The following is a 26,788-nucleotide window of genomic DNA, read 5'->3' as shown; positions in this document are numbered from 1 at the left end:
GACTGCTGCTGGCTGACGAGATCAACCGCACGCCGCCCAAGACCCAGGCCGCCCTGCTGGAGGCGATGCAGGAGGGCCAGGTGACGGTGGAGGGGGAGACGCACCGGCTGCCGGTGCCCTTCCACGTCCCGGCCACCGCCACCCCGGCGAGTACGAAGGCCCCTACCCGCTGCCCGAGGCCCAGCTGGACCGGTTCCTGCTGCGCGTCACCTTCGGATACCCGACGGCGGACGAGGAGTACGACGTGCTGGCTCGTCGCATTGCTCGCCAGCAGGAGGAGATCACCGTCGAGGCGGTGACCGACGCCGCGGGGCTGAGCGCCGTGCAGGCCGCCGTGGAGCGGGTGCAGGTCGACGCCAGTGTCGGTCGCTACTGCGTCGCCCTCGTCGAGGCGACGCGTGCGCACCCCGACGTACTCATCGGGGCATCGCCCCGGGGCAGCCTCGGTCTGGTGCTCGCGGCTCGCGGGTGGGCGCTCATCCGCGGCCGCGACTACGTCATTCCCGAGGACGTCAAGGCAGTGGCGCCCTCGGTGCTGGCGCACCGGATCACCGTGAAGCCCGAGCTGTGGATGACGCACGCCTCCGGTGCGGTGGTCGTCAAGGCCGTGCTGAGCGGTGTGCGTGCGCCCGAGCGCTGGAGCGATCATGACCGGGTGGGCACCCACGCCCGCCCTCGGCCGGGCCACCGTGGCGGCGGCGGTGGGCTCGTCGGCGCAGCCCTGATCGGCTCGCCAGTCCTCGTGGTGCTGGCGGCCTCGTTCGTCCTGCCCGTCCTGATGGGGCTGCTGGGCAGGCCCGACGTCGACCCCAGGGTCGTGCCTCGGCTCGGGCTCACCCGCCCGCACGAGGGGCAGGGCACCACCTCCACGCTCGAGATCGTCGACGGTGACGCCGCCGAGCGGTCACGCGGGTCCAGGAGCGGGCGCCGTACGTCGCAGCCGCGCCCGCCTCCGGCGCGATCGCTGTGCCGATGGACCCGTCGGGGCTCATGGAGGCCGGCGTCATCGCGGTCACCCCGCGGCGGTGGGGCCGACGCAACGTCGGCGACGAGCAGGTGGCGCTGACCAGCGCCTGGTGCGGCTACCGCTGGGGTCCGGAGAGATGCCCGCCCAACAGCTGACCGTCTGGCCCCAGGCGGCGGTCTACGACTCGACCGCCGAGGCACCCCAACCCGACGGGCTGGTCGGTGCGCACCGCTCACGCCGGGTGGGCAGCGGGACCGAGTTCTCCGGCATCCGTCCCTTCGCGCCGGGGGATCGGCTGCGCCGGATCAGCTGGCCGGTGTCCCTGCGAACCGGGGAGCTGCAGGTCGTGACGACGCGGGCCGAGCAGGACGCGTCGGTCCTGGTCGTGGTGGACGCTCTGCGCCACATCGGCGTCTCGGGCGGGGTGGACGGCCGTGCCAGCAGCCTCGACCTGACCGTCCGGGCGGCGTCGGCGCTGAGTGAGCACCACATCCGACGAGGCGACCGCGTCGGCCTGCGTGTGGTGGGTTCCAGCGACCTGCGCGTGCCCCTGGGCAGTGGCCCTCGGCACCTGCACCGGCTCACCGGCACGCTGGCGCGCGTGCTGCCGGACACCTCCCCATGAAGACGGACAGCCTCGAGCTGGGAGTCATGGGGGACTGCGTCGTCTACGTGCTGTCCACGATGCTGCACGCTCCGCTCGTCGCCGCAACCGCGCTGCTCTCGGCCCGAGGCATCTCCGTCGTGGTCATCGACACGCTGGGGGAGCGAGCCATGGACGAGATCGGCGGGTCCACTTCGGCGGCCGGGCTGGCGTGGCGGATGCGCATGCTGGAGCGGACGACGCTGCTTGATCGCCTGGCGGCCCTGGGGTGTCCCGTCGTGCCGTGGCGGGGAGCTATCACGGTCGATGAGGTGCTGCGCCAGCACCAGCGTCGCCAACAGCTCCCGCGGGTGCGGAGCCGATGACCAGTTGGCGGACCTGGAGCCGCAGCCAGGTGGGCTGTCGAGTCCTCGTGGCCCTGCTGCCGGTCCTGGCCGTGCTGGTGGCACCCGTGCGACTGAACGCTTCCGTCCTGGTGCTCGCTTTCGCTCTCTCGCTGCTCTGGGCGGCCTGGCCCGAGCTGTCGGCTGGACCGGTGGTGCTGCTGCTGGTCATGGGCTGGTGGGCCCTGGTCGTCCCGGACCCGGTCCAACCGCGCGTCCTGGTGGCGGCCGGCCTCGTGCACACCGCTCACGTGGGGGCGCTGCTTGCGGCGTACGCCCCCGCTCGCGCAGCGATCCACCCACGCCTGGTCCGCATCCGGGTGCGCCGGGGGGCGCTGTCGTTCCTCGCCGCCCCGGTGGCCTATCTGGCTGTCGCGAGCCTGGACGGCGTCCCGGACCAGCCGCTGATGTGGCCGGTCGCGGTCGCTCTCCTCGTGGTCGCCTCGCTGACGATCGGCCTGCGATTCCGCGATTAACCCGCCCCCGTCTCTCCACAGCCCCGACGGAAATCTGTGGACAGGAGCGGGTCCTGATGTGGAGAACATCCATGCTTTGTGGAGGACACGCGGGTCAACCAGAAACGGGTGGAAATGGTTCTGCCAAACCCTTGTGCGGCGCGCGGCCGACGGCATAGAACTACTCCCACGCACTCCCCTCGGGGAGAGCGGGACGGCTCGGAAGTGAAGATCCATCCGACGGGGCAACCCGTCGCAGCGGCTGGGTGACGAATCCGCTGGGATCCGAAGGCGAAGAGCTGTCGACTGGAGGCGTCACCACGATCCGGTCACCAGAAGGGCCCTTGCAACTCATACTTGCAAGGGCCCTTCGTCTATGTGCCGCGGCCCTCAGGGAAGATGTGCGATATGTTCTTCGCCGCGGTCCACCGAGTCGTCCCGCCCGTCGCCAAGGCCATGTGGCGACCGAAGGTGACCGGACTCGAGCACGTCCCGCGCACGGGCGCCGTGATCCTGGCCAGCAACCACCTCAGCTTCATCGACAGCACCGTGATCCCGGTGGTGGTGCCGCGCAAGGTGGTGTTCCTGGCGAAGTCCGACTACTTCGAGGGGACCGGGATCAAGGGCGCGTTGGTTCGTGCGTGGTTCGAGGGTCTCGGCATGCTGCCGGTGGACCGCGACAACAACTCGTCAGCACTGGCCAGCCTCGACAAGGCGCTGGAGGTGCTCGGCCGAGGCGAGGCCTTCGGCATCTATCCCGAGGGCACGAGGTCGCAGGACGGCCGCCTCTACCGCGGTCGCACCGGGGTGGCGCATCTCGCGCTCAGCGCCGGCACCCCGATCGTGCCGGTCGGGTTGCGGGGCACCCAGGACCTCCAGCCGGTGGGAGCGCGCGTGCCGCGGCTCTCGCCGGTGAGCCTGTTGAGCGTGGCCTTCGGGCCGCCGATCCTGCCCACGAGCTATACCGGCGTGCCGCCGGGCCGCGCCCGTCGCGAGCTCACCGACCGGGTCATGGCAGCGATCGCCGAGCTCAGCGGACAGGAGGTCGCCGGGGTCTACAACGAGCGGCCGGCCGACGGATGAGGGCCGGGCGCACGCTGTCGGTGTCGTCTGTTTGAGTGCAGCCATGGCCGCGACCTCCCCGCCCACCACGCGCTATCGCCTCGTCCGGGCGACGGCGACGGCGCCCTCGCGTCCGACGCTCGACGAGCACCAGCAGGAGGTCGTCGACCACGCCGGCGGCCCGCTCCTGGTGCTCGCCGGTCCCGGCACGGGGAAGACCACGACCATGGTCGAGGCCATCGCCGAGCTCATCGAGCGACGTGGTGTCCACCCCGACCAGGTCCTGGCCCTCACCTTCTCCCGCAAGGCCGCCCAGCAGCTGCGCGACCGCGTGAGCGCACGCGTGGGACGCACCACGTCAGCGGCGACGTGCTCGACCTTCCACTCCTTCGCCTACTCACTGATCCGCGCCTACAGCCCCCTCGATCTCTACGACGCCCCGCTGCGGCTGCTGTCAGCTCCCGAGGCCGACGTCGTGCTGCGCGAGCTGCTGATGGACAACCCCGAGTCGGTCGCGTGGCCCGAGGCGCTCAACAGCGCCCTCGGCACCCGCGGCTTCACCCGCGAGGTGCATGCCGTCCTGTCGCGGGCACGCGAGAAGGGTCTGGACCCCGCCGGCCTCGCAGCGCTTGGCGCGGCCAACGGGGTGCCCGAGTTCGTCGCTGCCGGTCTGTTCCTGGAGCAATACCTGACGGTCCTGGACAACCTGGGAGCCACCGACCACGCCGACCTCATCCGTCGGGCGGTGATCACCGCCGAGGCGCACCGCGAGGAGCTGCGAGCCAGGTTCACCCATGTCTTCGTCGACGAATACCAGGACACCGATCCCGGCCAGGTCGCCCTGCTGCGTGCACTGGCGGGCGACGGACGCAACCTCACCGTGGTGGGCGACCCGCACCAGTCGATCTACGGCTTCCGGGGCGCCGACGTCCGGGGCATCCTCGACTTCCCTGACCAGTTCCCCACGTCCTCGGGCCAGCGAGCCCCGGTTCTCGTGCTCCGACGCACCCGCCGCTTCGGTCCGCGCATGCTGCTGGCAGCGGGCCGGATCGCCGCGCGGCTTCCGCTGACGGGCAGCATCGGTCCCGAGGCCCGAGACGCTTTCCTGTCCCCGCAAGCCGTCCCCGGGGCGCACGGGGAGGGCCGGGTCGAGGTCCACACCTTCGACACCGATCGCGCCGAGTCCGAGCACCTCGCCGACCTCCTGCGGCGAGCCCACCTCGAGGACGGCATCGAGTGGTCGGAGATGGCGGTGCTCGTCCGTTCTGGCCAGGCGTCGATCCCCCCACTGCGACGGGCGCTCGCCGCCGCCGGTGTTCCGGTCGAGGTGGCCAGCGACGAGGTGCCGCTGGTGCGCGACCCTGCGGTGGTGCCGCTGCTCGACGCCCTGCGTGCCGTGGTCAACCTCGACAACGACGACCCGGACTCGGCCGACTTCCTCGACCCCGGGCGCATCGAGTCGCTGTTGCTCTCACCGCTGGGCGGGCTCGACGCCAGTGACCTCCGCGCCCTCGTGCGCCGCCTACGCATGCGGGAGAAGACCAGCGACGCACCCCGCACCAGTCGGGAGCTGCTGCGTCTCGCCGTCGTCGCCGACGACTTCCTCGCCGGTCTGGACGGACCCGAGGTTGACCGCTGCGGCGCGCTGGCGTCCCTCCTGCGCTCCGCATCCGTCCTGCTCGACGAGCGAGCCAGCGTCGAGGAGGTGTTGTGGCACCTGTGGTCCGGCACGAGCTGGCCCGACCGCCTCCGCCGTCAGGTCGACCAGGGCGCTGCAGCGGCACGCCGGGCCCACAAGGACCTCGACTCGATCTGCGCACTGTTCGAGGTCACGGCTCGCGCGGTCGAGCACCGCGACCACGTCGGTGTCGGCGCCTTCTTCGCCAGCCTCGTCGCCCAACAGATTCCCGGCGACACCCTCGCCGAGAAGGGGGTGCGGGGGTCTGCCGTCCGGCTGCTCACCGCCCACCGCTCCAAGGGGCTGGAGTGGGAGCTCGTGGTCGTGGCGCACGTGCAGCAGGAGGGCTGGCCGGACCTGCGCCGCCGGTCCAGCCTGCTGGGAGCTGATCGGATCGGCCTCGACGGCTCGGGCGGGCCCGACCTCGTGCCACCGGTCACCGCCCGCGCCCTGCTCATGGAGGAACGCCGGCTGTTCTACGTCGCGTGCACCCGTGCCCGCAGACGCCTGGTCGTCACGGCAGTGAGGTCCGACGACGACGAGGGCGAGCAACCGTCGAGGTTCCTGGCAGAGCTGGAGCTCGTCGCAGCCCACCACGACGGACGCCCGCCACGCCCGTTGTCCCTCGGCGGTCTGGTGGCGGACCTGCGGCGTACCGTCGCCGACCCGGACACCTCGCAGCCCCTCCGGCACGCGGCAGCCCGACGCCTGGCGGCTCTGGCGGCTGAGGAGGTCGGCGGGCGCCCACTGGTGCCGCAGGCCGATCCGTCCTCCTGGTGGGGCACCCGCGCGGCCACACGGTCGCCCCGGCCGGTGCGCGACCCCGAACGCCCGGTCCCGGTCTCCGCGAGCATGCTCGACGCGCTGATGACGTGCCCCGCCCAGTGGTTCCTGGCGCGCGAGGCAGGTGGACTGACCGCAGCGCACCAAGCGGTCAACGTCGGTCAGATCGTGCACGCACTCGCCGAGCGGGTGGCCACGTCCGAGCTGGCCGCCGACGTCGAGGTGCTCATGAGCGAGGTGGACGCAGTGTGGGGGAGGCTCGCGTTCCGCACGCCCTGGTCCCGCAAGCGGGAGCACGACCGCATCCGTAGGGCGATCGAACGCTTCGTCGCCTGGCACGAGTCCAACCCACGGGAGTTCGTCGCGGCGGAGACCCGCTTCAAGACGGTGGTGCAGGTCCAGGGACAGGAGATCACCCTCAACGGCACGGCCGACCGCCTGGAGCTGACGCAGGACGGCGAGGTGGTCGTGGTCGACTTCAAGACCAGCCGGAGTGCCCCGTCCGCTCCGGCCGTCAAGTCCAACCTGCAGCTCGCGCTGTACCAGTACGCCGTCGACGCGGGGGCGCTCGACGAGCTGGTCGGCCGACCCACCAGGTCCGGTGGTGCGGAGCTGGTCCAGCTCGGCATCCAGGACGACACGGAGCTCGCCAAGGTGCAGGTCCAGGACGCGCACGTCGACGGCGGGCCGGAGCGGGAGCTGTTGCGAGCCGGGCTCGCGCAGGCCGCGACGCTGATCAGGCACGAGACCTTCCCGGCGGTCCCGGGACCGCACTGCCGCGACTGCTCGTTCGTGCCGATCTGCCCGGCACGGGGCGCAGGGTCGGTGACCGTCCAGTGATCCCCTCGACCCCGATCCGCCTCGACACCCCGGCCGACCTCCAGGCACTCATGGGGGGACACGCGCCGAGTCCGGAGCAGTGGGAGGCGATCACCGCCGAGCTGCGTCCGACCGTTGTGGTGGCGGGCGCCGGCAGCGGCAAGACCACCCTGATGGCCCAGCGCGTCGTCTACCTCGTCGCGACCGGGAAGGTGCGGCCCGAGGAGGTCCTCGGTCTCACCTTCACGACCAAGGCCGCTGCCGAGCTGCGCAGCCGGGTCGCGCTCGCCCTCACCAACGCCGGCCTGCGCTCGGCGGCCGCCGAGGGCGAAGACGTCCTCGAACCCACCGTCGCCACCTACCACGCCTACGCCGGCAGCCTCCTGACCGATCACGGGCTGCGGATCGGGCACGAGCCCGACACCCGCGTGGTCTCGGACGCCTCCCGCTACCAGCTCGGCGCGCGGGTGATCGACCGGTTCACCGGCCACATCGAGCTGCTGTCCGACCATCCGGCGACCGTCATCCAGAACCTCCTGGCCCTGGACGGCGCGATGAGTGAGCACCTCGTCACGGCCGACGACGTCCGTCGGGTGGACGGCGAGGCCCGACGGGGCTTCGAGGGCGCCCGTGCGGAAGAGGTCCAGGGCAAGGCCCGCAAGACCTACCTCGAAGCCATCGACAAGGCCATCAACGCGCTGGACCGGCGAGTCGAGCTCCTGGAGCTCGTGGCCGGCTATCGCCGGCTCAAGGCAGACCTGGGACTCATGGATTTCGGCGACCAGATCGCCCTGGCGGCGCGGCTCGTCGCGGAGCAACCCGACGTCGGAGTAGCCGAGCGCGCCCGGTTCAAGGTCGTCCTCCTCGACGAATACCAGGACACCTCCGTCGCCCAGGCCACCATGCTGGCCCGGCTCTTCTCGGGCCCCTCCCCGGACACCGGCCTCGGCCACCCGGTCATGGCGGTCGGCGACCCCAACCAGGCGATCTACGGCTGGCGGGGCGCTTCGGTCTCCAACATCCTCAACTTCGCCGAGACCTTCCCGGCGGCCGACGGGGAGCCCGGCCGGCTCCCGCTCACCGTCAACCGGCGCTCCGACCGGCGCATCCTCGACGTGGCCAACCGCTTGGCCGAGCCCCTCCTTGCGGCGTACGGCGACAAGGTCGCCCGGCTCCGGGCGCCAGAGGGGACTCCTGACGGCGTCGTGGAGACGCACGTCTTCGAGCGCGCAGTCGACGAGCTCGGCTGGCTCACCCGCTCGGTGACGGAGGTTCACGACGCAGGCACGCCCTGGGCGGACGTCGGGGTGCTGTGCCGGGACAACGCCCACGCGGCCGAGGTCTATGACGCCCTGACCGGGGCCGGCGTGCCGGTCGAGATCGTGGGCCTGTCGGGACTGGTCCGACTGCCCGAGGTCGCCGAGGTGGTGGCGACGCTCTCCCTGCTGCACGACGTCACTGCCAATGCCGCGGTGCTGACACTGCTGGCGGGGCCTCGCTGGGCGATCGGGCCGCGCGACCTGCGTCTCCTGGCCGAGCGCGCCGCCGAGATCGGCGGTGGCCGCGAGCGCAGCGAGGCGGCGTCGATCGGCCAGCAGCTCCTCCGCATCGCCGACGGCATCGACGTCTCCGAGCTCCCCGCCCTCAGCGACGCTCTCGAGGATCCGGGCGAGGCTCCGTTCTCGCCGGAGGCGCGGGAGCGCTTCGGGCTCCTGGCCGGAGAGCTGCGGCGCCTGCGCAGCCACGTCGGTGACCCGCTCCTCGATGTCGTACGCCGCGTCATCGACACCACGGGCGTCGACGTCGAGCTGGCCTCCGCCACCTCTGCGTCCGCCGCGGCGCGACGCGACAACCTCGATCTCTTCGTCAAGGCCGTGGCCGAGTTCCAGTCGGTGGACGGCGACGTGACGCTCCCCGCCCTGCTGGCCTACCTGACGGCCGAGGACGACGACGGCAACGGTCTGGACGTCGCCACCCCGACCGCTGCCGACTCGGTCAAGCTCCTGACCGTCCACCGGGCCAAGGGCCTGGAGTGGTCCTCGGTCTTCTGTGTCGGGGTGGGTGAGACGCGGTTCCCCAGCAACCGGTCACGGACCCTGTGGACGTCGTCGCCGGCGGTGCTGCCTGCACCCCTGCGCGGCGACCGGGCAGACCAGCCCCAGCTGCACGGTCACGACAAGGCCGCGCTCGACGCCTACCGTGCCGCCACCCGCGAGCACGATGCGGAGGAGGAGCTCCGCCTCGGCTACGTCGCCTTCACCCGGGCGGCCCACCACCTCGCCGTCACGTCCTACCTCTGGGCGCAGCGGGCGACTCCGTTCGGACCGTCCGCCTACCAGCGCGTGGTGCGCGGACAGCTCGAGCTCTGGGGCGCACCGGTCGGTGCCTGGCTGGACCGGCCGACGGGCAAGGCGCCCAACCCCAACGACGACGTCGACCCCTCGAGGCCGTGGCCGGTGCCCGGCCCGGGGGAGGAGGCACGTCGACGGCTCGCCGCCGCGGAGCTCGTGCGCGCGGCCGACCCCACCGTCCCCGACGACGACCTCGACCTGGTCGAGTCCGCTCGGGTGGCGGCCTGGGACGACGACCTCGCCCAGCTCGTCGCCGAGGCGCGCGCCGCCCGCGCCACGGACGTGGCGGTGCCGATGCCGTCGAGCCTCTCGGCGACCGCGCTCGCGAAGCTGCACGACGATCCCGATGCCCTGGCCCGCGAGCTCGCCCGACCCATGCCGCGCGCCCCGTCGCCACAGGCCCGTTTCGGCACCGACTTCCACGCCTGGGTCGAGGCGCGCTTCGGCCAGCAGGCGCTGCTGGAGCCCGATGAGCTCTGGGGGCGAGCCGACGCGGACATCGAGGACTCCGGTGAGCTGCACGACGTGATCCGCAGCTTCGAGCGCGGTCCCTTCGCCGACCGAGCCCCTCATCGTGTGGAGGCCCCGTTCGCGCTCGTGCTGGCCGGCCAGGTGGTCCGGGGCCGGATCGACGCCGTCTACCGCGAGGACGACGGGTCCTTCCTGGTGGTCGACTGGAAGACCAACAGGGCCGAGACCGCCGACCCGCTGCAGCTCGCCATCTACCGCCTCGCGTGGGCCGAGATCAACGAGGTGCCCCTCTCCTCCGTGCGCGCGGTGTTCCACTACGTCCGCACCGGCCGGACCGTGGCGCCTGACCACCTGCCGGGGCGCGAGCAGCTGGAACAGATCGTCGTCGGCTGATCCCCGGCGGTGCCGCCCGGCTGAGCGTACGGGTGGGCCGGCACTGCTCTCAGGCGCCGAGCGCTGCTGTCAGCGCGATGTGGACCATCGCGTCGAAGGTCTGCTCGCGCTCGGCCGACGTCGTCTGCTCGCCGGTGACGATGTGGTCGCTGACCGTGCACACGACCAGTGCCTTGCGGTCGTACGCCGCAGCGAGCGTGTACAACGCACTCGCCTCCATCTCCACTGCGAGCACCCCGTGGTCGGTCATCGGCGTCATCAGCTCGGGGCGAGGGGAGTAGAACGAGTCGCTCGACATGATGAGACCGACGTGGGCCGTGACGCCGTCGGTCGCCTGCGCGGCGGCGTACGCCCGGCTCAGCAGCCCGAAGTCGGCGACCGGCGCGTAGTCGAGCCCGCCGAAGCGGAGCCGGTTCATCGAGGAGTCCGTGCAGGCACCGCTGGCCAGGACGACGTCGCGGATGGCGACCTTCTCGGTCAGGGCCCCGCAGGACCCGACGCGAATGACGGACTGGACGTCGTAATCGGTGAAGAGCTCGTTGACATAGATCGCGAGGGACGGCTGGCCCATGCCGGATCCCTGCACGGACACGCGCTGGCCGTGCCAGGTCCCGGTGTAGCCGTACATCCCGCGGACCTCGTGGTAGCACTTCGCGTCGTCGAGGAACGTCTCGGCGATCCACTTGGCGCGCAAGGGGTCGCCCGGCATCAGGACGACGGGGGCGATGTCTCCGGGCGCTGCGCCGATGTGGGTGCTCACGACGGGAGCCTAGAGGGGGTCGTACGGCGACGGAGGCGCGGCCGTAGCCTGTGCGCGTGAACCGCGAACTTCCCCACGTGGCCCTGTCCGACGGCGCTCACGACCGCGTAGGGATGCGGCGCACCGACGAGGACTGGCTGGCCGAGCGGTGGGCTGACGAGGCGACCCGGGTCCTGGTGCTGGCCGGGACTCGGTTGCGTCCGGTCGACGGTGCGGTGCACTGGGGCAGCCCCGCGGAAGCACCACAGGGGAGGCGTGTCCTGCTGGGCCATGCCGAGGGCGTGACCCGCTTCGCGGTGATCGCTCAGCCCGGTGACGTCGAGGGTGACCGCGACGAGTGGGTAGCGCTGCGCGCGCTCTTCCCGGCGCTGGTGACCGGCGATCTGGCCGTAGCAGTGGAGGTGCCGTGGCTCTTCCACGCGGTCGGGCTGGCCGAGTGGCACTGGGTGACCCGCTTCTGTCCGCGCTGCGGTGGTTCGCTGGAAGCGAGCCATGCAGGACACCAGCTGGACTGCTCAGCCTGCGGCAAGCCTCAGTTCCCGCGGACCGACCCTGCGGTCATCATGGCGGTCACGATGGGCGAGCCGGGCAGCGACGACGAGCGGATCCTGCTGGGTCGCCAGGTGACGTGGCCGGAGGGACGCTTCTCCACGCTGGCGGGCTTCTGTGAGCCCGGCGAGACGCTCGAGGACGCCGTACGCCGCGAGGTGCTCGAGGAGACGGGCGTGCTCGTCGGCGACGTGACCTACTTCGGCAACCAGCCGTGGCCGCTGCCGGCGAGCCTGATGCTCGGGTTCACCGCACGAGCGCTCACCGAGCAGATCGAGGTCGACGGCACGGAGGTCGCCGAAGCGAGGTGGTTCAGCAGGGCGGACCTCCGTGGGGAGACCGAGAACAGCATCGCCGTTCCGCGGGGGATCTCGATCTCGTCGTCGCTGATCGGGAGCTGGCTGGGCGCGACCCTCGAGGGCGGCTGGTGAGCGACGTTGCGCGCGCTGGTCGTGCTGTCGCTCAGCCGGGGAGGGAAGCGAGTTTGGCCTTCACCTGGGCGAGCGAGGGGTTGGTCTGGGCGGAGCCGTCGGAGTAGACCAGCGTCGGAACGGTCTGGTTGCCGTTGTTGACCTCCTGCACGGTCACGGCGGCCTCGGGGTGCTGCTCGATGTCGATGACGTCGTAGGTGATGCCCTCGCGGTCGAGCTGGCTCCGCAGCCGGTGGCAGTAGCCACACCAAGGAGTGCTGTACATCGTGAAGGAGCTCATGTCGGTCCTGCCGTCTAGGGTTTCGGTGTCCGTCAGCCTCAACCTCTCATCCTCCGGAGTTGTTCCGCACCCATGCCCACGCCCGACGAGCTGCTGGCCGCCCTCGACCCCGACCAGCGCCAGGTCGCGGAGGCCATCCGCGGGCCCGTCCGCGTGCTGGCCGGGGCCGGCACCGGCAAGACCCGGGCGATCACGCACCGGATCGCCTACGGCGTCGCGACAGGTGTCTATGCGCCCACCGAGGTCCTTGCCGTCACCTTCACGACGCGGGCTGCCGGGGAGATGCGGGGACGGCTCCGGGGCCTCGGCGCCGGGGGAGTGCAGGCCCGGACCTTCCACTCCGCGGCGCTGCGACAGCTGCGCTACTTCTGGCCCCGGGTGCACGGGCACGAGCTGCCCGAGCTGATCGAGTCCAAGATCGGACTGCTGGCAGGGGCCGCCCGGCGTCAGCGCGTCCAGACCGACCAGGCACTGCTGCGCGACCTCGCCAGCGAGGTCGAGTGGGCCAAGGTCAGCAACGTCTCGCCCGACGACTATGCCCGGGTGGCCGATCAGCGCGGTCGCTCCGTGGCCAAGCTGGACGCCGAGTCGGTCGCTCGGATCTACGAGGGCTACGAGGAGATCAAGCGCGGCCAGACCCGCATGGACATGGAGGACGTCCTGCTGTTCGCCGCCGGGCTGCTGGCGGACGAGGAAGCCGTGGCGGCACAGGTCAGACGGCAGTACAAGTGGCTGGTCGTCGACGAGTTCCAGGACGTCTCGCCCCTCCAGTCGGCGCTGCTCGACCTCTGGCTCGGCGGCCGCGACGAGATCTGCGTCGTCGGCGACCCCGCGCAGACGATCTACTCGTTCGCCGGGGCCAATGCCTCCTACCTGCGCGACTTCCCCAAGAAATACCCCGCCACCACCTCGGTCGAGCTCGTCCGGAACTACCGGTCGACGCCACAGATCGTCGGCGCGGCCAACCAGATGCTCGCCGGAAGTCCCAGCAAGGGCGTCCAGCTCGTCGCGCAGCAGCCGGCAGGCCCAGAGGTGACCTACAGCGCCCATCCCGACGAGGTCGCCGAGGCCTCGGCGGCGGCCGACAAGATCGCCGCGCTGCGCTCCGCCGGCACCGCGGCCGGGGAGATCGCGATCCTCTTCCGGATCAACGCCCAGTCCGAGACCTTCGAGGACGCCCTGAGCCGACGCAAGATCCCCTACGTCGTGCGGGGTGCCGCCCGGTTCTTCGACCGACCCGAGGTGCGCCAGGCGGTGACCCTGTTGCGCGGCACCGCCCGCTCCGGGCAGGGCGAGGGCTCCGTGGGCGACCTCGTGGAGGCCACGCTGTCCGGGATGGGTTGGACCCGCGAGCCCCCGGGCACGCGCGGGGAGACGCGCAACCGGTGGGAGTCACTACAGGCGCTCGTCGACCAGGCGGCCGAGTTCGTCCGCGAGCACCCCGGCGTCGACCTCGGTGCCTTGGTCGACGACCTCGACCGACGCGCCTCCGAGCAGCACGCACCGCTCGCCGACGGCGTCACGCTCGCCACCCTGCACACCGCCAAGGGGCTGGAGTGGGACGCGGTCTTCCTGTGCGGGATGCAGGACGGCACGCTCCCGATCGTCTACGCCGAGACTCCGGCCGAGATCGAGGAGGAGCGGCGCCTGCTCTACGTCGGCATGACCCGGGCAAGCAGGACTCTGGCGATCTCCTGGGCGCTGGCGCGCAACCCAGGCGGTCGCGGCAGCCGCAAGCCCTCGAGGTTCCTGGACGGGGTGGCCGAGGTCGAGCGCTCCGCGGCGGCGACCCCGGCGTCGGCTCGCAACCGCAAGGCCCGACACTGCCGCGAGTGCGGTGGGGCTCTCGGGTCTCCCTCGGAGAAGAAGATCGGTCGGTGCAGCGACTGCCCGGCGTCGTACGACGAGGGACTTTTCGAGCGCCTTCGCGAGTGGCGCCTGGCTCGAGCCGCCAACGACAGCGTGCCGGCCTTTGTGGTCTTCACCGATGCGACCCTCCAGCTCATCGCCGAACACCGTCCCAGCGACGAGCGCGGGCTCCTCAAGATCAGCGGCGTCGGTGCCTCCAAGCTGACGAAGTACGGCGATGACGTGCTGGCCGTGCTGGCTGCCGAAGAGAAGTGAAGAAATACCCATAAAATCGTTTGCCCATGACATGAGGCAGCCGCTACTTTTACTCCCACAAGCCACGCGCACACGATCCCTGACACCGATCAGCGCCCGATCACCTGAGGAGGTGGACCGCAATGAAGATCTTCACCACATGGCAGCAGCCGGCAACCAAGCCGAGCTCCGCCCTGTCCATCGACGCCTCCACCTCCGCTTACGCCCGGCCGCACACGTGCGGCGTCACGGCGCCGGTGGCCGGAGCCGTTATGGGCGACCTGCGCCTCGATGCAGTTCGCATCAAGGGCGTCTTCCCGGGATCTCCCGTCTGGAGTCCGCTGATCAGTTGACAATCAACTGAACGGCTCACCTCCAGGCCGCGGATCCCCACCGGGATCCGTGGCCTTTTCGTTTCCCCGGAGACGAAGAGCTCGCGGACGCCGATCCACACGAATTTTGCACCAGCGATCAGGTCAACGAGAAGGAGGTGAAACACATGACCATCAGTGTTCTCGACCGCAACCGAGCCGGTGATGTCGTCCAGGCGGACCTGGGCGGCCTCCACGACGCGGCTGCCCAGGTGGATGACGAGCTGCTGCCCTGCCGTACCAACGAGTCGGAGCTGTGGTTTGCCGAGTCCCCGTCCGATGTCGAGTTCGCCAAGACCCTGTGCCAGGCGTGTCCTGTCCAGGCGATGTGCCTCGACGGGGCCCTTGAACGGCGTGAGCCGTGGGGCGTCTGGGGCGGCGAGCTCTTCCTTCAGGGCGTGGTGATCCCGCGCAAGCGTCCCCGCGGTCGACCCCGCAAGAACGACGCTGCGGCCTGATCCGGGCCGCACTCCTTCTCACGAACCAACGGAGCACCTCAGCACCATGAACAAGACCCCGTACTTCCGTACTTTCAAAGGACACGACATGAACACGATGCACGAAGACCTGGCGCGGGCGCAGATGTCCGCGCGCCTGGGAGAGGCGCAGCAGCTGCGGCGTGGCCACCAGCTGGCCCTGGCCCGTCGCTTGAGCCGCAAGGCTGAACTGGCCGCGCAGCAGGCACGCCTCGCCCTCGCTCGCGCGATCTGAGGACCAGCCCACCCTGATCGCGGGTGATGCAAGCAGAGCCGGCCCGACAAGGTTGACCTTGTCGTGCCGGCTCTGGCGATTTCGGCCGGTAGCGTGCAGCCATGAGGACCTGTGACTTCTGCGGCAAGACGGCCGAGGAGGCCCAGACATTGTCGTGGACGACCTCAGTGGAGAACGGTCGGCGCCGTACCTACTGCGACGACTGTTCGCGCACCCACCTGCGGGCCATCGAGGGCAAGCTCGACGCTGCCTGGTGGTAGCCGCTGATCTTTCAGCGGCGGGCGTCACCCGACCCGGCGATCAGCCAGGTGGTCTGGCAGGCCCCACGAGCACCCGCAGTGCGGGTGCCGGAGCCAGCGCTCCACGTCGGGCTGCAGGTGGCTGGTCAACGTGATGGAGGACGACCACGTCAGGGGCAACCCGCCGGAGTGCCACGTCGTCAGGTCGCGCACCGCCCAACCGACTCCCGCCATCAGCAGCGCCGCATCCGGCTGCTCCCCGGGTGCCAGGGCAGGCCCAGCGGGCGCAGCTGTCGGACCCGCCACCTGCACGCAACGCAGGCACGCCGTGACGCCCGGCTGGACGAAAGGACCGAGCCGGATCGACTCAGCACCCAGGCGCATGACCAGGTGGGGCACGGAGTCGACCAGCCACCGATCAGTGGCGGACGGGTCGTCCTGGGCGGTCACGAGGAGCGCGAGGTCGATCGAAGAGCTCGGTCGGAGCCCGGCCAGTGTCACGAGCTCGGTGATGCGGTCGGCGTACGCCGGTGGCGCGTGCACCTGCGCCCGGACCTGTTCCATGCCGACACTCAAGCAGCGAGCGCGACCGCTCGCATCCGGCCGTCCACAGGCCCGAAAATGCCAGCGGCGACGTCACCGCTGGGGTGACGTCGCCGGCTGAGCGTGGGTAGGCGAATCTCACGCCTTGCCGAGGATGCGGTTGAGGTTGGTGCTGCAGACGGGGCAGACGGCCTTCGCCATCCGGGTGCCCTTGTCGTTGACCTTGACCTCGCCCTCCGCCTCGCGCTTCTCCTTGCACTTGACGCAGTAGAACTCGCCACTCCAGGTTTCCGCCATGGGGGCCTCCTTGCTTGGTTCTCGCCTCGTCACGACGGGGAGGATGGGGAAGCCCGTCGGGGACACGCGGCTGACCGCTGTCCGTCAGCGACCCTACGCCACGAGCGCTCACGCACGGCGCAACACGCTTCATCAGTAGGGTGAGGCCATGTCTGAAGAGCGCCGCGAGACCACACCCGAATACGCGCACCTGCGCCTCGATCGCCCCGCTGACGGGGTCGTCCGTCTCACCTTGGACAACCCCGACATGCGCAACGCCATGAGCGAGGAGATGACCGCGTCGTGGGTGCGTGCCATCGACGACCTCGCGGGTGATCGCTCGGTGCGGGTCGTCGTGGTCACCGGCGAAGGCTCGGCGTTCTGCTCAGGAGGGGACACCAGCTGGATCTCGAGCGAGCCGGACGCCAGCGTCGACCACCTCCGCGCCCGGATGGTGCCCTTCTACCGGGCCTGGCTCTCGATCCGCAGGCTCGAGGTGCCCACCATCGCGGCCGTCAACGGCCACGCGATCGGCGCCGGGCTCTGCCTTGCCCTCGCCTGTGACATCCGCTATGCCGCGCGGGGCGCCAAGCTCGGTGTCCCCTTCGTCAGGCTCGGCATGCACGCGGGGATGGCCGGTACCTACCTGCTGCCCAACGTGGTGGGGCCCGCGCACGCACGAGACCTGCTGCTGACCGGGCGCGTGGTCGACAGCGACGAGGCGCTGCGCATCGGCCTGGTCTCGCGGGTGATGGAAGGCTCGACGTTCGCCGACGAGGTGCTCGACATCGCGCGCGACATCGCCACCACGGCACCGATCGCCACCCGCCTCACCAAGATCGCCCTCGCGGACGGCGGCCACGGCGACTTCGAGAGCGCCCTGCAGTGGGAGTCGCTGGCGCAGCCGATGACCCTGGCCACCTCGGACCTGCAGGAGGGCGTCCGCGCCAGTCGCGAGAAGCGGGCACCGGCGTTTCAGGGGAGATGAAGACGAGGCCCTCGATCCGCTGGCGTCCGACCGAGCGCTTCCCCACGCTGGTCGTGCCCGACGGGCCGAGGGCATCATCTGTCGCAAACCTACGAGATGGCTGATCGCGGGGTCAATGGGGGTCTCTCCACGCCTGTGCACAAACCTGTGGACAACTTGTGGACGAATGTCCTGCGGCGGGGGAGAACCCGACCAGCGACGGGGACGAGGTTGTGTGGGACACGCCCGGGCGGACCACCGGGCAACCCCGTGACCAGCCACAATGTGTGCGAGTCCCTGTGGAGCAAAATGAGGCGTTGACCGATGTTCGGGAGGAGACGCGATGAGCGAGTACGCCGCAGGGCCGGTGGCCGCGCTGCGCCGCATCGCGTTCCTGCTCGAGCGGGCGCGGGAGGACACGCGACGGGTCCAGGCCTTCCGCACTGCGGCAGCAGTGATCCTACCGCTGCCAGACGACGAGGTGAGCCGGCGTGCCGAGGCCGGCACCCTGACCGAGCTGCCCGGCATCGGCCCCAGCACGGCTGCCGTCATCGTCGACGCCTGTCGCGGACGCATCCCCGAGCGGCTGGCCAAGCTCGAGGCCGAGCACGCCGGACCCCTGGCCACGGCAGGGCAGGGCCTGCGCGCCAAGCTCCGCGGCGACTGCCACTCCCACTCGGACTGGTCCGACGGTGGCTCGCCCATCGAGGAGATGGCGATGACAGCCATGGAGCTGGGCCACGAATACCTCGTGCTCACTGACCACTCGCCCCGGCTCAAGATCGCCCGCGGCCTCAGCGCCGAGAGGTTGACCCGGCAGCTCGACGTGGTTGCGGCCATCAATGCCCACCTGGTCTCGCCGGACGCGACGACGGAGACCTTCACGCTGCTGCGCGGGATCGAGGTCGACATCCTCGACGACGGCTCGCTGGACCAGACCGACGAGCTGCTGGCTCAGCTCGACGTCCGGGTGGCCAGCGTCCACTCCAAGCTGGCGATGGAGGCCGACGCGATGACGCGCCGCATGATCGCGGCCGTGCGCAACCCGTTCACCAACGTGCTCGGGCACTGCACCGGACGGCTCGTCACCGGCAACCGCGGGGTCCGCAAGCAGAGCCAGTTCGACGCCCGAGCGGTGTTCGAGGCCTGCCGCGACAACGACACCGCCGTCGAGATCAACTCGCGTCCCGAGCGCCGCGACCCCCCGACGGACCTGCTCGAGCTCGCGCGCGACCTCGGCTGTCTCTTCTCGATCGACTCCGATGCGCACGCGCCGGGCCAGCTCGACATGCTCGACTACGGCTGCGCACGTGCGGAGGAGGCCGGCATCGACGCCGACCGGATCATCAACACCTGGCCCAGGGACCGGCTGCTCGAATGGGCTGATCGTGACTGAGGCGCCCATCGTCGAGGTCAGGCGCTCCAAGCGGCGCCGGCGCACCGTGTCTGCCTACCGCGACGGCGACCGCGTCATCGTGCTGATCCCCGCCTCGATGAGCAAGCGCGACGAGGCGAGATGGGTGACCGACATGGTGGCGCGCCTCGAGCGACAGGAGAAGAGCCGCAAGCCCAGCGACGAGCAACTGCTGGCACGGGCAGCGGTCCTCAACGACACCTGGCTGGGTGGGCTGGCGACTCCGTCGAGCGTGCGGTGGGTCTCCAACCAGAAGTCCCGGTGGGGGTCGTGCACGCCCGGCGACAGGTCGGTCCGTCTCTCCGAGCGGCTGCAGCAGATGCCGTCGTGGGTGGTGGACTACGTGCTGGTCCACGAGCTGGCGCACCTCATCGAGCCGGGCCACGACGCGAAGTTCTGGGCCTGGGTCGATCGCTATCCCAAGGCAGAACGCGCCAAGGGCTACCTCGCCGGCTGGTCGACCGCCGCGAAGATGGAGCTCCCGGAGGGCTACGACGAGGGGGAGTGACCCAGGCGAGCGAGCGCCGGCGCGATGCGCGACGCCAGGTCGGGGTTGGGCAGGTCGTCGATCGGCCACCACGCGACGTCCAGCGACTCCTCGCTGACCGCGTGGCGAGCCCCGGCACGGGCGGTCGCCACGAACATCACGTCGAAGTGGTGGACAGCCGTGCCGGGAGCGCAGAACGGCACAGCATGGGCGTCGAGCTCAACGGGAACGGGGTCGAGCGACAGGTCGGACGGTTGGAGTCCGGACTCCTCCACAGCTTCCCGGAGAGCCGCGCCCGCCAGGGTGGTGTCCTCCGCCTCGGGGTGCCCGCCGAACTGGAACCAGCGGCGTGCCTTCGCGTGATGGGTCAGCAGCACGCGGCGCCTGTCCTCGTCGAGGACCAGGGTCGAGGCAGTGAGGTGGTCGGGCAGGCAGTCACGCGTCATCGCATCCGCGCGCGCCTCCAAGAGCCCGACGTAGCGGTCGCGCAGCAGCGCCTGGTCGTTCGTCGGTGGGGCCCACCCCCGCAGGGTCGCAAGGGCGTCCGCGTGCAGCCGGCTCACTCCTGGGTGGGCTGGTCGCGGGACTGGTCGGGGTCGGGACCGTCCAGGAGCTCGCGCAACCCGGCGTCGAAGTCCTCCTCGGACAGCGACCGGGGAGCCGTCGCGTCCTCGCGGAAGCCGAGCGGGTCGTCAAGGTCGGCAGCAGTGGGCAGGAGGTCGGGGTGCATCCACACGCCGTCTCGGCCCTCGGTGCCCTGACGGCTCCGCAGCGACCCCCACAGGGTCGAGGCGTCGCGAAGTCGGCGGGGCCGGAGCTCGAGGCCGACGAGGGAGGCGAAGGTCTGCTCCGCCGGACCACCGGCTGCCCGGCGGCGGCGTACGGACTCCTGCAGCTTGCTCGCGGTCGGCATCCGTTCCTGGGTGGCCTGGCCGACGATCTCGTCGACCCAGCCCTCGACCAGGGCGAGGGTGATCTCCAGCCGCTCGAGCGCGGCCTGCTGGGCCGGCGACTTCGCGAGGTCGAAGAGTCCGCCCTCAAGGGCGGACTGCATCGCCATCGGGTTCATCGGGTCGATCTCGCGGAGCTTGTCCTCCATGCCGGAGACGTTGATCTCCATGCCGCGGCCGTAGTCGGCCACGGCGCCGATCAGGTGCTTGCGCAACCAGGGCACGTTGGCGAAGAGGCGCTGGTGCGCGGCTTCGCGGAGGGCGAGGTAGAGGAGGACGTCGTCAGCGCTGACGTCGAGCTCGCCGGCGAAGGCGTCCACGTTGCCGGGCAGGAGCGCGGCCTTGCCGTCCGGACCGAGGGGGAGGCCGATGTCGGAGGCTCCCAGCACCTCACCGGACAGGGCCCCCACGCCCTGGCCGACCTGGGTCGCGACCATCGCGCCGGTGATCTTGCCGAGCATGCCGATGAGCGGGCCCGCCATCGCCCGCGCGTCCTCGGGCAGCGCGTTGCTCAGAGCGCTGACGGCCGAACCGGCTAGGGGCTCGACCAGCCGCTTCCACACGTCGGTCGTCTCCACGATCCACTCGGCGCGGCTCCACGCGGCAGTCGTGGTGACGCCCGAAGGGAAGTCCGTGGTCGCGTCGAGCCAGTGGTCGGCCAGGCGCACGGCGTCCGCAATCGCGTCGCGCTGGGCCTGCGTGGGTGTCGGGTCCGGAGCCTGCGCTGCAGCCTTGCGAGCCACGTCCGTGACCACCGCCCAGTTGACCGGGCCGTCGTGCGGCTGCATGAAGGCCTGCATCTGGCTCATCAGGCCCCCGAGGTCGGGCATGCCGGCTGCGCCCTGACCCGTGCCGCCGAAGCCGCCTCCCGGACCGCCGCCCAGGGCACTGCCGAGCGCACCGAAGATCTGCTCGAAGGGAGTGCCCTTGAACGGGTTCTGCTCGTCCGGTGCGTCTCCGAGGTTGTCGCTCATGGCTCCACGTTACTCACCGGCACCCAGCCGGTTACCTACACTCTGCCCATGACGCAGCCCCCCCAGCACCGCGCCGTCCGGCTCGTCGCGATCCGCGACAGTGCCCTGGACCTCAACGAGGTCATCGACGCGCTCGACGACGTGGCGGCAGGGGGGCTGACGCTGTTCGTGGGCCGCGTCCGTGACCACGACGGCGGGCAGGGGGTGATGTCCCTCGACTACAGCGCCCACCCGAGCGCCTACGAGCGGTTGGCGGACGTCTGCGCCCGGATCGCCGGGGAGCACGACGTGCACGGGCTGGCCGCGGTGCACCGGGTCGGGCACCTGGAGATCGGCGATGTCGCGGTGATCGTGGCGACGACCGCAAGTCACCGTGATGTGGCCTTCGAGGCGTCCCGCGCCCTCATCGACACGCTCAAGGCGGAAGTACCCATCTGGAAGCACCAGCGTTTCGCGGACGGTGGCGAGGAGTGGGTCGGCCTACCCTGACCCCATGGAGATCCTGCTGTGGCTCGTGCCGGCCGCCCTGGCGACCGCTGGCGCCGCGGTGTGGGTCAGCTGGCTGGCGCGGGAGGGTCGGGGCGAGGTCGATCGCGATGTCGCCGTCCAGCGCCTGGCCAAGGCGCTCGAGAAGGACCATCGGCGAGTCCCGCCCCTTCGCCCGGCGCGCGTGGCGGACCGCAGCACCGGGATCGCCGTACGCCCGACGCGGTCTGGCCGGGGTGGCAGCTCAGGTGCCGGTTCCGGTGCCGGCCCCGAGACCCGTCGCGCGTCCTAGTTGCACCTGTTTGAGAGGCTGACGCCATGAGTCAGCGGACGATGGCGGCGTTGCTGGCCATACCCTTGCTGATCGGGCTCTTCGTGGTGGTCGGCACGCAGCCGCTGCCGTACGTCACCTACAGTCCCGGGCCGAGCGTCGACATCCTCGGCTCGCGAGACGGCGAGGAGATCATCCAGGTCTCGGGTGAGAGGGTCTATCCGACCGTCGGGGAGCTCCGGCTCACGACGATCTACGTCACCCAGCCGCAGGATGAAGTGACCCTGGACGAGCTGATGGGCGCCTGGATCGATCCGACCAGAGCCGTCTATCCCTACGACTCGGTCTATGCGCCGGACGAGACCGACGAGTCGAGCGATGCGGAGTCGTCGGTCCAGATGGTGTCTTCCCAGGACTCGGCCGTCGCGGCCGCGCTGACCGAGCTGGGCTACGAGGTGGAGCCTGAGGTCGAGGTGCTCTACGTCGACAAGGACCGGCCCGCGCACGGGAAGCTGGAGGTGCGCGACATCGTGGTGTCCATCGAGGGCGACGAGATCAGGTCGAGCCAGGACGTCATCGACGCCATCGACAGCGCTCCGGCGGGCCAACCCGTCTCCTTCGTCGTCCGGCGCAAGGACCGAGAGGTCACGGTTGCGGTGACTCCTGAGGTGGTGGACGGCGACCGGCGCATCGGGATCCAGCTGGGGCCCGGCTTCACCTTCCCGTTCGACGTCTCCGTCGACATCGGGGACAACATCGGTGGACCCAGCGCCGGGCTCATGCTGTCGCTGGCCATCTACGACACCCTCACCCCAGGCCCCCTCACCGGGGGCGCGGTGGTGGCGGGGAGCGGCACCATCGATGCCGAGGGACAGACCGGCGCCATCGGCGGCATCCAGCAGAAGATCGCCGGCGCGCGGGACGCCAGTGCCGCACTTTTCATGGTGGCTGCCGACAACTGCCCCGACACCCTCGAGCTCGACACCGGCGACATGCGCCTGGTGCGGGTCGAGACCATGCACGACGCCGTCGAGGCGATCTCCGCCTGGACCGAGGACCGCGACGCCGACCTGCCAACGTGTGAGGACAACCCATGACCGAGATCTCCCTCCCGCAAGACCCGGCCCTGGCGACCGCGGTCCTCGAGATCGAGGCGCACGTCGCGGAGGCCGGGTGGGACCAGCCGTCACGGCTGTACGCCCTCGTCGACACCGCCCGGATCGTCGAGCAGGAACCCGTGCTGGCCTCGCAGATGGGACTCGACTCCGCCGCGGCGGACGGATCCTTCACCCCGGTGGAGCAGGACGCGCTGCCCGACCAGACGCTCGAGGTGACCCTGGAGTCGATCGCCTGGCCCCCGGAGGTCAACGGGTGCGCAGCGGTGGTCGAACGACTGGTGCTCCCGCCCGGGGTCGACGACGAGATCCCCGACGACCCGGCTGCCGCCGAGGAGTTCGCTCGCGAGCACCCTCTTCGCCAAGAGGTGCGCATCGTCGCCGGCGTGACGCGCGCCGGGGCGACATACTGTGCCCTGCGTCTGAGAGCCCACGACGACGACTCGTCGGTCGTGGATGGCACCGAGCTCGTGCCGGGCCTGCTCGCCCTGCTGCGAAGCACGATGGAGGTAGAGGTATGAGCTCGATGTTCGGTGCCGAATCGGCCCGCCAGGAGGAGCCACCGGCTCGGACCGGCCGCTCACGCACGCTGGTCATCACTGCGACGGTGCTGGTCGCCCTGTTCCTGTTCCTCAGCGCCTTCGCCTCCTTCTGGACCGAGCGCCTGTGGTTCGAGTCGGTCGACTACTCCAGTGTCTTCACCACCCTCCTGTGGACGCGCATCGGCCTGTTCCTCGTCTTCGGCGGTGTGATGGCGGCGGTCGTGGCGCTCAACCTGGCGCTCGCCTACCGCGCCCGGCCGCTGCTGGTCAACGGCGGCGACCCGAACCTCAACCGCTACCGCGACGCCGTCGCTCCCGTCACCGGATGGCTGCTCGGTGGGCTGTCGGCCCTGATGGGATTCTTCGCCGGCGCGTCCGCCTCTGGTCAGTGGCGGGAGTACTCCCTGTGGCGGCACTCGTCCCCGTTCAACCTCACGGACCCCTACTTCGACCGCGACGTGAGCTTCTACGTCTTCGAGCTGCCGTGGTGGCACTACATCACCGACTTCGTCATGGCCGCGGCAGTCATCGGCCTGATGGCGGCCGCGCTCGTGCACTACCTGTACGGCGGCATCCGGCTCTCCGTGCCCCGCGATCGCCTCAGCCCTGCCGCGCAGGCCCACCTGTCCGTGCTGCTCGGCGTCTTCGTGCTGGCCAAGGCGGCCGACTACTGGCTCGACCGCTTCGATCTCGTGACCGGCTCTGGTTCGCTGATCGACGGGATGACCTACACCGGCGAGAAGGCGGTGCTGCCCGCCAAGGAGATCCTCACCGGGATCGCACTGATCTGTGCCGTCCTGTTCTTCCTCAACGTCTGGCGCCGCACCTGGTTGCTTCCCTCGATGGGCATCGCGCTGCTCGTCCTGTCGGCCGTGCTGCTGGGGCTGGTCGTGCCCGGTGTGGTCCAGCAGTTCGAGGTCAACCCCAACGTCCGCGAGAAGGAGCGGCCCTACATCAAGGAGAACATCGAGGCGACGCGTGCGGCCTACAACCTCGACGACGTCGAGGTCGAGCCCTACTCGTCCAACCCGAACAGCGACGGCGGCGACCTCGCCGCTCTGGACGCTGCGACCTCGACCGTGCCCCTGGTCGACCCGAAGATCGTCAGCCAGACCTTCGAGCAGCAGCAGCAGGTGCGCGGCTACTACTCGGTGGCCGACGTGCTGGACGTCGACCGCTACGAGATCGACGGCCAGGACCGAGCGATGGTGCTGGGTGTGCGCGAGCTCGACCAGGACGGCGTGGCCGACGCCGACAAGAACTGGTCCAACCTGCACACGGTCTACACCCACGGCAACGGGATCATCGCGGCGTACGCCAACCAGCGCCAGGACGCCGGCGACGAGCAGTCGGACACGATCCAGTGGGCCGAGGGGTCGGAGGACAACGAGAGAGCACTGACCGACCTCAGCGAGGGCGGCTACGAGTCGCGGGTCTACTTCGGCGAGAAGAGCCCGGTCTACTCCATCGTCGGTGCCCGCGAGGGGGCGGCGCCGATCGAGCTCGACCTGTCGAAGGGTGAGGAGGAAGAGCAGCGGACGACCTACACCGGCGCTGGCGGCGTGCCGATCGACAACATCTTCGAGAAGACGCTCTACGCGGTGAAGTTCGGTGAGCCCAACCTGGTGCTCTCGGAGCAGGTGCACGACAACAGCAAGATCCTCTACGACCGCGAACCCCGTGCGATGGTGGAGAAGATCGCCCCGTGGCTGACCGTGGACTCGGCTCCCTACCCGGCCGTGATCGACGGTCGGATCCAGTGGATCCTGGACGGCTACACCGTCACCGACAGGTTCCCGCTCTCGCAACGCGAGTCCCTCACCGACATGACGAAGGACTCCCTCACCGACCCGCCGGGCTTCCAGACCCTGCCCACCGACGAGATCAACTACATGCGCAACGCGGTCAAGGCGACGGTCGACGCCTACGACTGCACGGTGAACATCTACGGCTGGGACGAGGAGGACCCGATCCTCAAGGTGTGGAGCGAGGTCTTCCCCGGCGTGGTCCAGCCCAAGTCGGCGATCCCCGACTCGCTGCGGGAGCACCTGCGCTATCCCGATGACCTGTTCAAGGTGCAGCGCCACCAGTTCGCGCGCTACCACCTCACCGACCCGAGCGACTGGTACGCCGGCGACGACCGCTGGGAGGTCCCCAGCGACCCGCAGAACGACGCCACCAAGCAGCCTCCCTACCGGCTCTTCGTCGACGACACCTGGGCGCTCACGTCGGTCTACGTCCCCCAGAAGCGCAGGAGCAGCCTGGCGTCCTTCGTGTCGGTCAACAGCGACGCCACGAGCGACGACTACGGCAAGATCCGGGTGCTCGAGCTGGCCAACTCAGGTGCCCCGGGCCCGAGCCAGATCGCCAACGAGCTCCAGGCCGACGAAGGTGTCCGCGAGGAGCTGCTCGGCTTCACCCAAGGTGGGGTGGAGCCGATCTACGGCAACCTGCTCACGCTGCCGGTGGGCGAAGGGCTGATGTACGTCCAGCCGGTCTACACGCAGAGGTCGAGCGACACCGAGACCAGCTTTCCCATCCTGCGCTTCGTGCTGGTGTCGTACGGCGAGAAGATCGGCATCGGCCGAACGCTGACCGAGGCGATCGCCGACGTGCTGCTGGGTGGCTCCTCGACCGACCCGGACCCGGACCCGGACCCCGAGCCCGATCCGGACCCGGGCACGGAGAACCCCGACCCGAAGCCGTCGGGCTCGGTCGACGACCAGATCCGTGCGCTCCTCCTGGAGGCCGAGGAGAAGTTCGCTGCTGCGGATCAAGCCCAGAGCCGCGGCAACTCGGTCGGCTGGGCCCGGTTGATGGAGGAGGGTCGGGACCTAATCAACGAAGCGGTGGCGCTGGCCGAAGAGCGCGACAACTGACCGCACTGTTGGGCACGTCCAGCGCCGGCGCCCTTCTTTCGAGATTCATCCTCGATTTGAGGTCGCGCCCGCCGATCACGTAAGGTTCTGATCACCGGCGCGGGGTGGAGCAGTTCGGTAGCTCGCTGGGCTCATAACCCAGAGGTCGCAGGTTCAAATCCTGCCCCCGCTACAAGTGAAATCGCAGGTCAGAAGCCGTTTTCCTCTCCCCGAGGGAAGCGGTTTTCTGCATGTCAGGGACTTTGACTGACGTTCTGACTGATTTGCTCACTCCTTGAGGGCTCTGAAGCCGTACGTAGACCACTCACAGGAGGTACGGGTCTGCTGCACGATCAGGTGACAGGTTGGGTCACGGGGCCTGAGTGGCCGGTGCGGTCATGATCGTCCCGAACTTCAACGGGGGTCAATCGACCCAGGGAGTCTTGTCTGCGGCGGCGGTGATAGGTCCTCTCGATCCAGGTCACGATCGCGATC

The 26,788-nt window shown here is 70.3% G+C and carries 28 protein-coding genes and 1 tRNA gene; 23 read left to right on the top strand and 6 right to left on the bottom strand.

Features of this window, described 5'->3' with window-relative positions; translation table 11 throughout:
* Positions 1-2: 2 nt before the first annotated feature.
* From JWN68_RS08575 to JWN68_RS08540, 8 genes are all read left to right on the top strand, one after another.
* On the top strand, positions 3-299 hold the full coding sequence (locus tag JWN68_RS08575) for an AAA family ATPase (protein ID WP_366519769.1): 297 nt from the start codon (positions 3-5) through the stop codon (positions 297-299).
* Positions 245-1,066, top strand: coding sequence for a MoxR family ATPase (locus JWN68_RS08570; protein WP_297737558.1), 822 nt, complete (start codon positions 245-247; stop codon positions 1,064-1,066). Before JWN68_RS08575 ends, JWN68_RS08570 begins: the two co-directional genes overlap by 55 nt.
* 37 nt (positions 1,067-1,103) lie before the next feature.
* The gene (locus tag JWN68_RS08565; protein ID WP_297737556.1) at positions 1,104-1,592 is read left to right on the top strand and encodes a DUF58 domain-containing protein; all 489 of its coding nucleotides are present in this window, start codon (positions 1,104-1,106) and stop codon (positions 1,590-1,592) included.
* On the top strand, positions 1,589-1,936 hold the full coding sequence (locus JWN68_RS08560) for a hypothetical protein (RefSeq protein ID WP_297737552.1): 348 nt from the start codon (positions 1,589-1,591) through the stop codon (positions 1,934-1,936). The genes JWN68_RS08565 and JWN68_RS08560 overlap by 4 nt, the downstream gene beginning before the upstream one ends.
* A complete protein-coding gene (locus JWN68_RS08555) occupies positions 1,933-2,430 on the top strand; it encodes a hypothetical protein (protein WP_297737549.1) in 498 nt (165 codons plus the stop codon). The genes JWN68_RS08560 and JWN68_RS08555 overlap by 4 nt, the downstream gene beginning before the upstream one ends.
* Positions 2,431-2,817: 387 nt before the next feature.
* On the top strand, positions 2,818-3,492 hold the full coding sequence (locus JWN68_RS08550) for a lysophospholipid acyltransferase family protein (RefSeq protein WP_297737546.1): 675 nt from the start codon (positions 2,818-2,820) through the stop codon (positions 3,490-3,492).
* A 43-nt stretch (positions 3,493-3,535) separates the two neighbouring features.
* Positions 3,536-6,772 (top strand): ATP-dependent DNA helicase, encoded by a 3,237-nt coding sequence (locus JWN68_RS08545; protein ID WP_297737543.1) that lies wholly within the window; start codon positions 3,536-3,538, stop codon positions 6,770-6,772.
* Positions 6,769-9,966, top strand: coding sequence for a UvrD-helicase domain-containing protein (locus JWN68_RS08540; protein ID WP_297737541.1), 3,198 nt, complete (start codon positions 6,769-6,771; stop codon positions 9,964-9,966). Before JWN68_RS08545 ends, JWN68_RS08540 begins: the two co-directional genes overlap by 4 nt.
* 49 nt (positions 9,967-10,015) lie before the next feature.
* On the opposite strand, the gene deoD is transcribed toward JWN68_RS08540, so the two are convergent.
* Positions 10,016-10,726 (bottom strand): purine-nucleoside phosphorylase, encoded by a 711-nt coding sequence (gene deoD, locus JWN68_RS08535; protein ID WP_297737538.1) that lies wholly within the window; start codon positions 10,724-10,726, stop codon positions 10,016-10,018.
* Between the two features lie 56 nt (positions 10,727-10,782).
* On the opposite strand from deoD, the gene nudC reads away from it, so the two are divergent.
* A complete protein-coding gene (nudC, locus tag JWN68_RS08530; protein WP_297737535.1) occupies positions 10,783-11,706 on the top strand; it encodes an NAD(+) diphosphatase in 924 nt (307 codons plus the stop codon).
* Between the two features lie 31 nt (positions 11,707-11,737).
* On the opposite strand, the gene JWN68_RS08525 is transcribed toward nudC, so the two are convergent.
* The gene (locus JWN68_RS08525) at positions 11,738-11,986 is read right to left on the bottom strand and encodes a mycoredoxin (protein ID WP_297737533.1); all 249 of its coding nucleotides are present in this window, start codon (positions 11,984-11,986) and stop codon (positions 11,738-11,740) included.
* A 72-nt stretch (positions 11,987-12,058) separates the two neighbouring features.
* On the opposite strand from JWN68_RS08525, the gene JWN68_RS08520 reads away from it, so the two are divergent.
* From JWN68_RS08520 to JWN68_RS08500, 5 genes are all read left to right on the top strand, one after another.
* Positions 12,059-14,110 (top strand): ATP-dependent DNA helicase UvrD2, encoded by a 2,052-nt coding sequence (locus JWN68_RS08520; protein ID WP_297737530.1) that lies wholly within the window; start codon positions 12,059-12,061, stop codon positions 14,108-14,110.
* 122 nt (positions 14,111-14,232) lie between these two features.
* On the top strand, positions 14,233-14,442 hold the full coding sequence (locus JWN68_RS08515; protein ID WP_297737527.1) for a hypothetical protein: 210 nt from the start codon (positions 14,233-14,235) through the stop codon (positions 14,440-14,442).
* 146 nt (positions 14,443-14,588) lie between these two features.
* The gene (locus JWN68_RS08510) at positions 14,589-14,918 is read left to right on the top strand and encodes a WhiB family transcriptional regulator (protein ID WP_297737523.1); all 330 of its coding nucleotides are present in this window, start codon (positions 14,589-14,591) and stop codon (positions 14,916-14,918) included.
* Between the two features lie 46 nt (positions 14,919-14,964).
* Complete coding sequence (locus JWN68_RS08505) at positions 14,965-15,171, top strand: hypothetical protein (RefSeq protein WP_297737520.1); 207 nt, start codon at positions 14,965-14,967, stop codon at positions 15,169-15,171.
* Positions 15,172-15,272: 101 nt separating this feature from the next.
* Positions 15,273-15,431 carry a hypothetical protein gene (locus JWN68_RS08500; protein ID WP_297737517.1) on the top strand — a complete coding sequence of 53 codons (159 nt, stop codon included), beginning with the start codon at positions 15,273-15,275 and terminating at the stop codon, positions 15,429-15,431.
* Between the two features lie 24 nt (positions 15,432-15,455).
* On the opposite strand, the gene JWN68_RS08495 is transcribed toward JWN68_RS08500, so the two are convergent.
* Both JWN68_RS08495 and JWN68_RS08490 read right to left on the bottom strand, forming a co-directional pair.
* Positions 15,456-15,974, bottom strand: a complete 519-nt coding sequence (locus tag JWN68_RS08495; RefSeq protein WP_297737514.1) for a hypothetical protein — start codon at positions 15,972-15,974, stop codon at positions 15,456-15,458.
* Between the two features lie 117 nt (positions 15,975-16,091).
* Positions 16,092-16,250 (bottom strand): DUF5679 domain-containing protein, encoded by a 159-nt coding sequence (locus JWN68_RS08490; protein ID WP_091115022.1) that lies wholly within the window; start codon positions 16,248-16,250, stop codon positions 16,092-16,094.
* Positions 16,251-16,398: 148 nt separating this feature from the next.
* Here JWN68_RS08490 and JWN68_RS08485 point away from each other — a divergent pair, with 148 nt between their 5' ends.
* The 3 genes from JWN68_RS08485 to JWN68_RS08475 all read left to right on the top strand — a co-directional run bounded on the left by JWN68_RS08485 (position 16,399) and on the right by JWN68_RS08475 (position 19,118).
* A complete protein-coding gene (locus tag JWN68_RS08485) occupies positions 16,399-17,217 on the top strand; it encodes an enoyl-CoA hydratase/isomerase family protein (protein ID WP_297737511.1) in 819 nt (272 codons plus the stop codon).
* A 322-nt stretch (positions 17,218-17,539) separates the two neighbouring features.
* Positions 17,540-18,592 (top strand): PHP domain-containing protein, encoded by a 1,053-nt coding sequence (locus tag JWN68_RS08480; RefSeq protein ID WP_297737508.1) that lies wholly within the window; start codon positions 17,540-17,542, stop codon positions 18,590-18,592.
* A complete protein-coding gene (locus JWN68_RS08475) occupies positions 18,585-19,118 on the top strand; it encodes a M48 family metallopeptidase (RefSeq protein WP_297737505.1) in 534 nt (177 codons plus the stop codon). The genes JWN68_RS08480 and JWN68_RS08475 overlap by 8 nt, the downstream gene beginning before the upstream one ends.
* Here JWN68_RS08475 and JWN68_RS08470 read toward each other — a convergent pair.
* The gene (locus tag JWN68_RS08470; protein WP_297737502.1) at positions 19,100-19,660 is read right to left on the bottom strand and encodes an NUDIX domain-containing protein; all 561 of its coding nucleotides are present in this window, start codon (positions 19,658-19,660) and stop codon (positions 19,100-19,102) included. The two genes, JWN68_RS08475 and JWN68_RS08470, sit on opposite strands and share 19 nt — an antisense overlap.
* A complete protein-coding gene (locus JWN68_RS08465) occupies positions 19,657-21,021 on the bottom strand; it encodes a zinc-dependent metalloprotease (RefSeq protein WP_297737499.1) in 1,365 nt (454 codons plus the stop codon). Before JWN68_RS08465 ends, JWN68_RS08470 begins: the two co-directional genes overlap by 4 nt.
* Before the next feature lie 48 nt (positions 21,022-21,069).
* Here JWN68_RS08465 and JWN68_RS08460 point away from each other — a divergent pair, with 48 nt between their 5' ends.
* The 6 genes from JWN68_RS08460 (at position 21,070) to JWN68_RS08435 (ending at position 26,486) form a co-directional block, all read left to right on the top strand.
* Positions 21,070-21,510, top strand: coding sequence for a molybdenum cofactor biosynthesis protein MoaE (locus tag JWN68_RS08460; protein ID WP_297737496.1), 441 nt, complete (start codon positions 21,070-21,072; stop codon positions 21,508-21,510).
* A gap of 4 nt (positions 21,511-21,514) precedes the next feature.
* Positions 21,515-21,799, top strand: coding sequence for a hypothetical protein (locus JWN68_RS08455; protein ID WP_297737493.1), 285 nt, complete (start codon positions 21,515-21,517; stop codon positions 21,797-21,799).
* Positions 21,800-21,825: 26 nt separating this feature from the next.
* Complete coding sequence (locus JWN68_RS08450) at positions 21,826-22,875, top strand: PDZ domain-containing protein (protein ID WP_297737490.1); 1,050 nt, start codon at positions 21,826-21,828, stop codon at positions 22,873-22,875.
* A complete protein-coding gene (locus JWN68_RS08445) occupies positions 22,872-23,414 on the top strand; it encodes a PPA1309 family protein (RefSeq protein WP_297737488.1) in 543 nt (180 codons plus the stop codon). Before JWN68_RS08450 ends, JWN68_RS08445 begins: the two co-directional genes overlap by 4 nt.
* Positions 23,411-26,314 carry a UPF0182 family protein gene (locus JWN68_RS08440; RefSeq protein WP_297737486.1) on the top strand — a complete coding sequence of 968 codons (2,904 nt, stop codon included), beginning with the start codon at positions 23,411-23,413 and terminating at the stop codon, positions 26,312-26,314. Before JWN68_RS08445 ends, JWN68_RS08440 begins: the two co-directional genes overlap by 4 nt.
* A 98-nt stretch (positions 26,315-26,412) precedes the next feature.
* Positions 26,413-26,486 (top strand) — tRNA-Met (locus JWN68_RS08435).
* Positions 26,487-26,788 lie beyond the last annotated feature (302 nt).

Origin of the sequence: Nocardioides sp. (assembly GCF_025964975.1) — a bacterium.
In the GTDB taxonomy this organism is placed as follows: Bacteria; Actinomycetota; Actinomycetes; order Propionibacteriales; family Nocardioidaceae; genus Nocardioides.
This window is presented reverse-complemented; position numbering and strand designations above follow the sequence as displayed.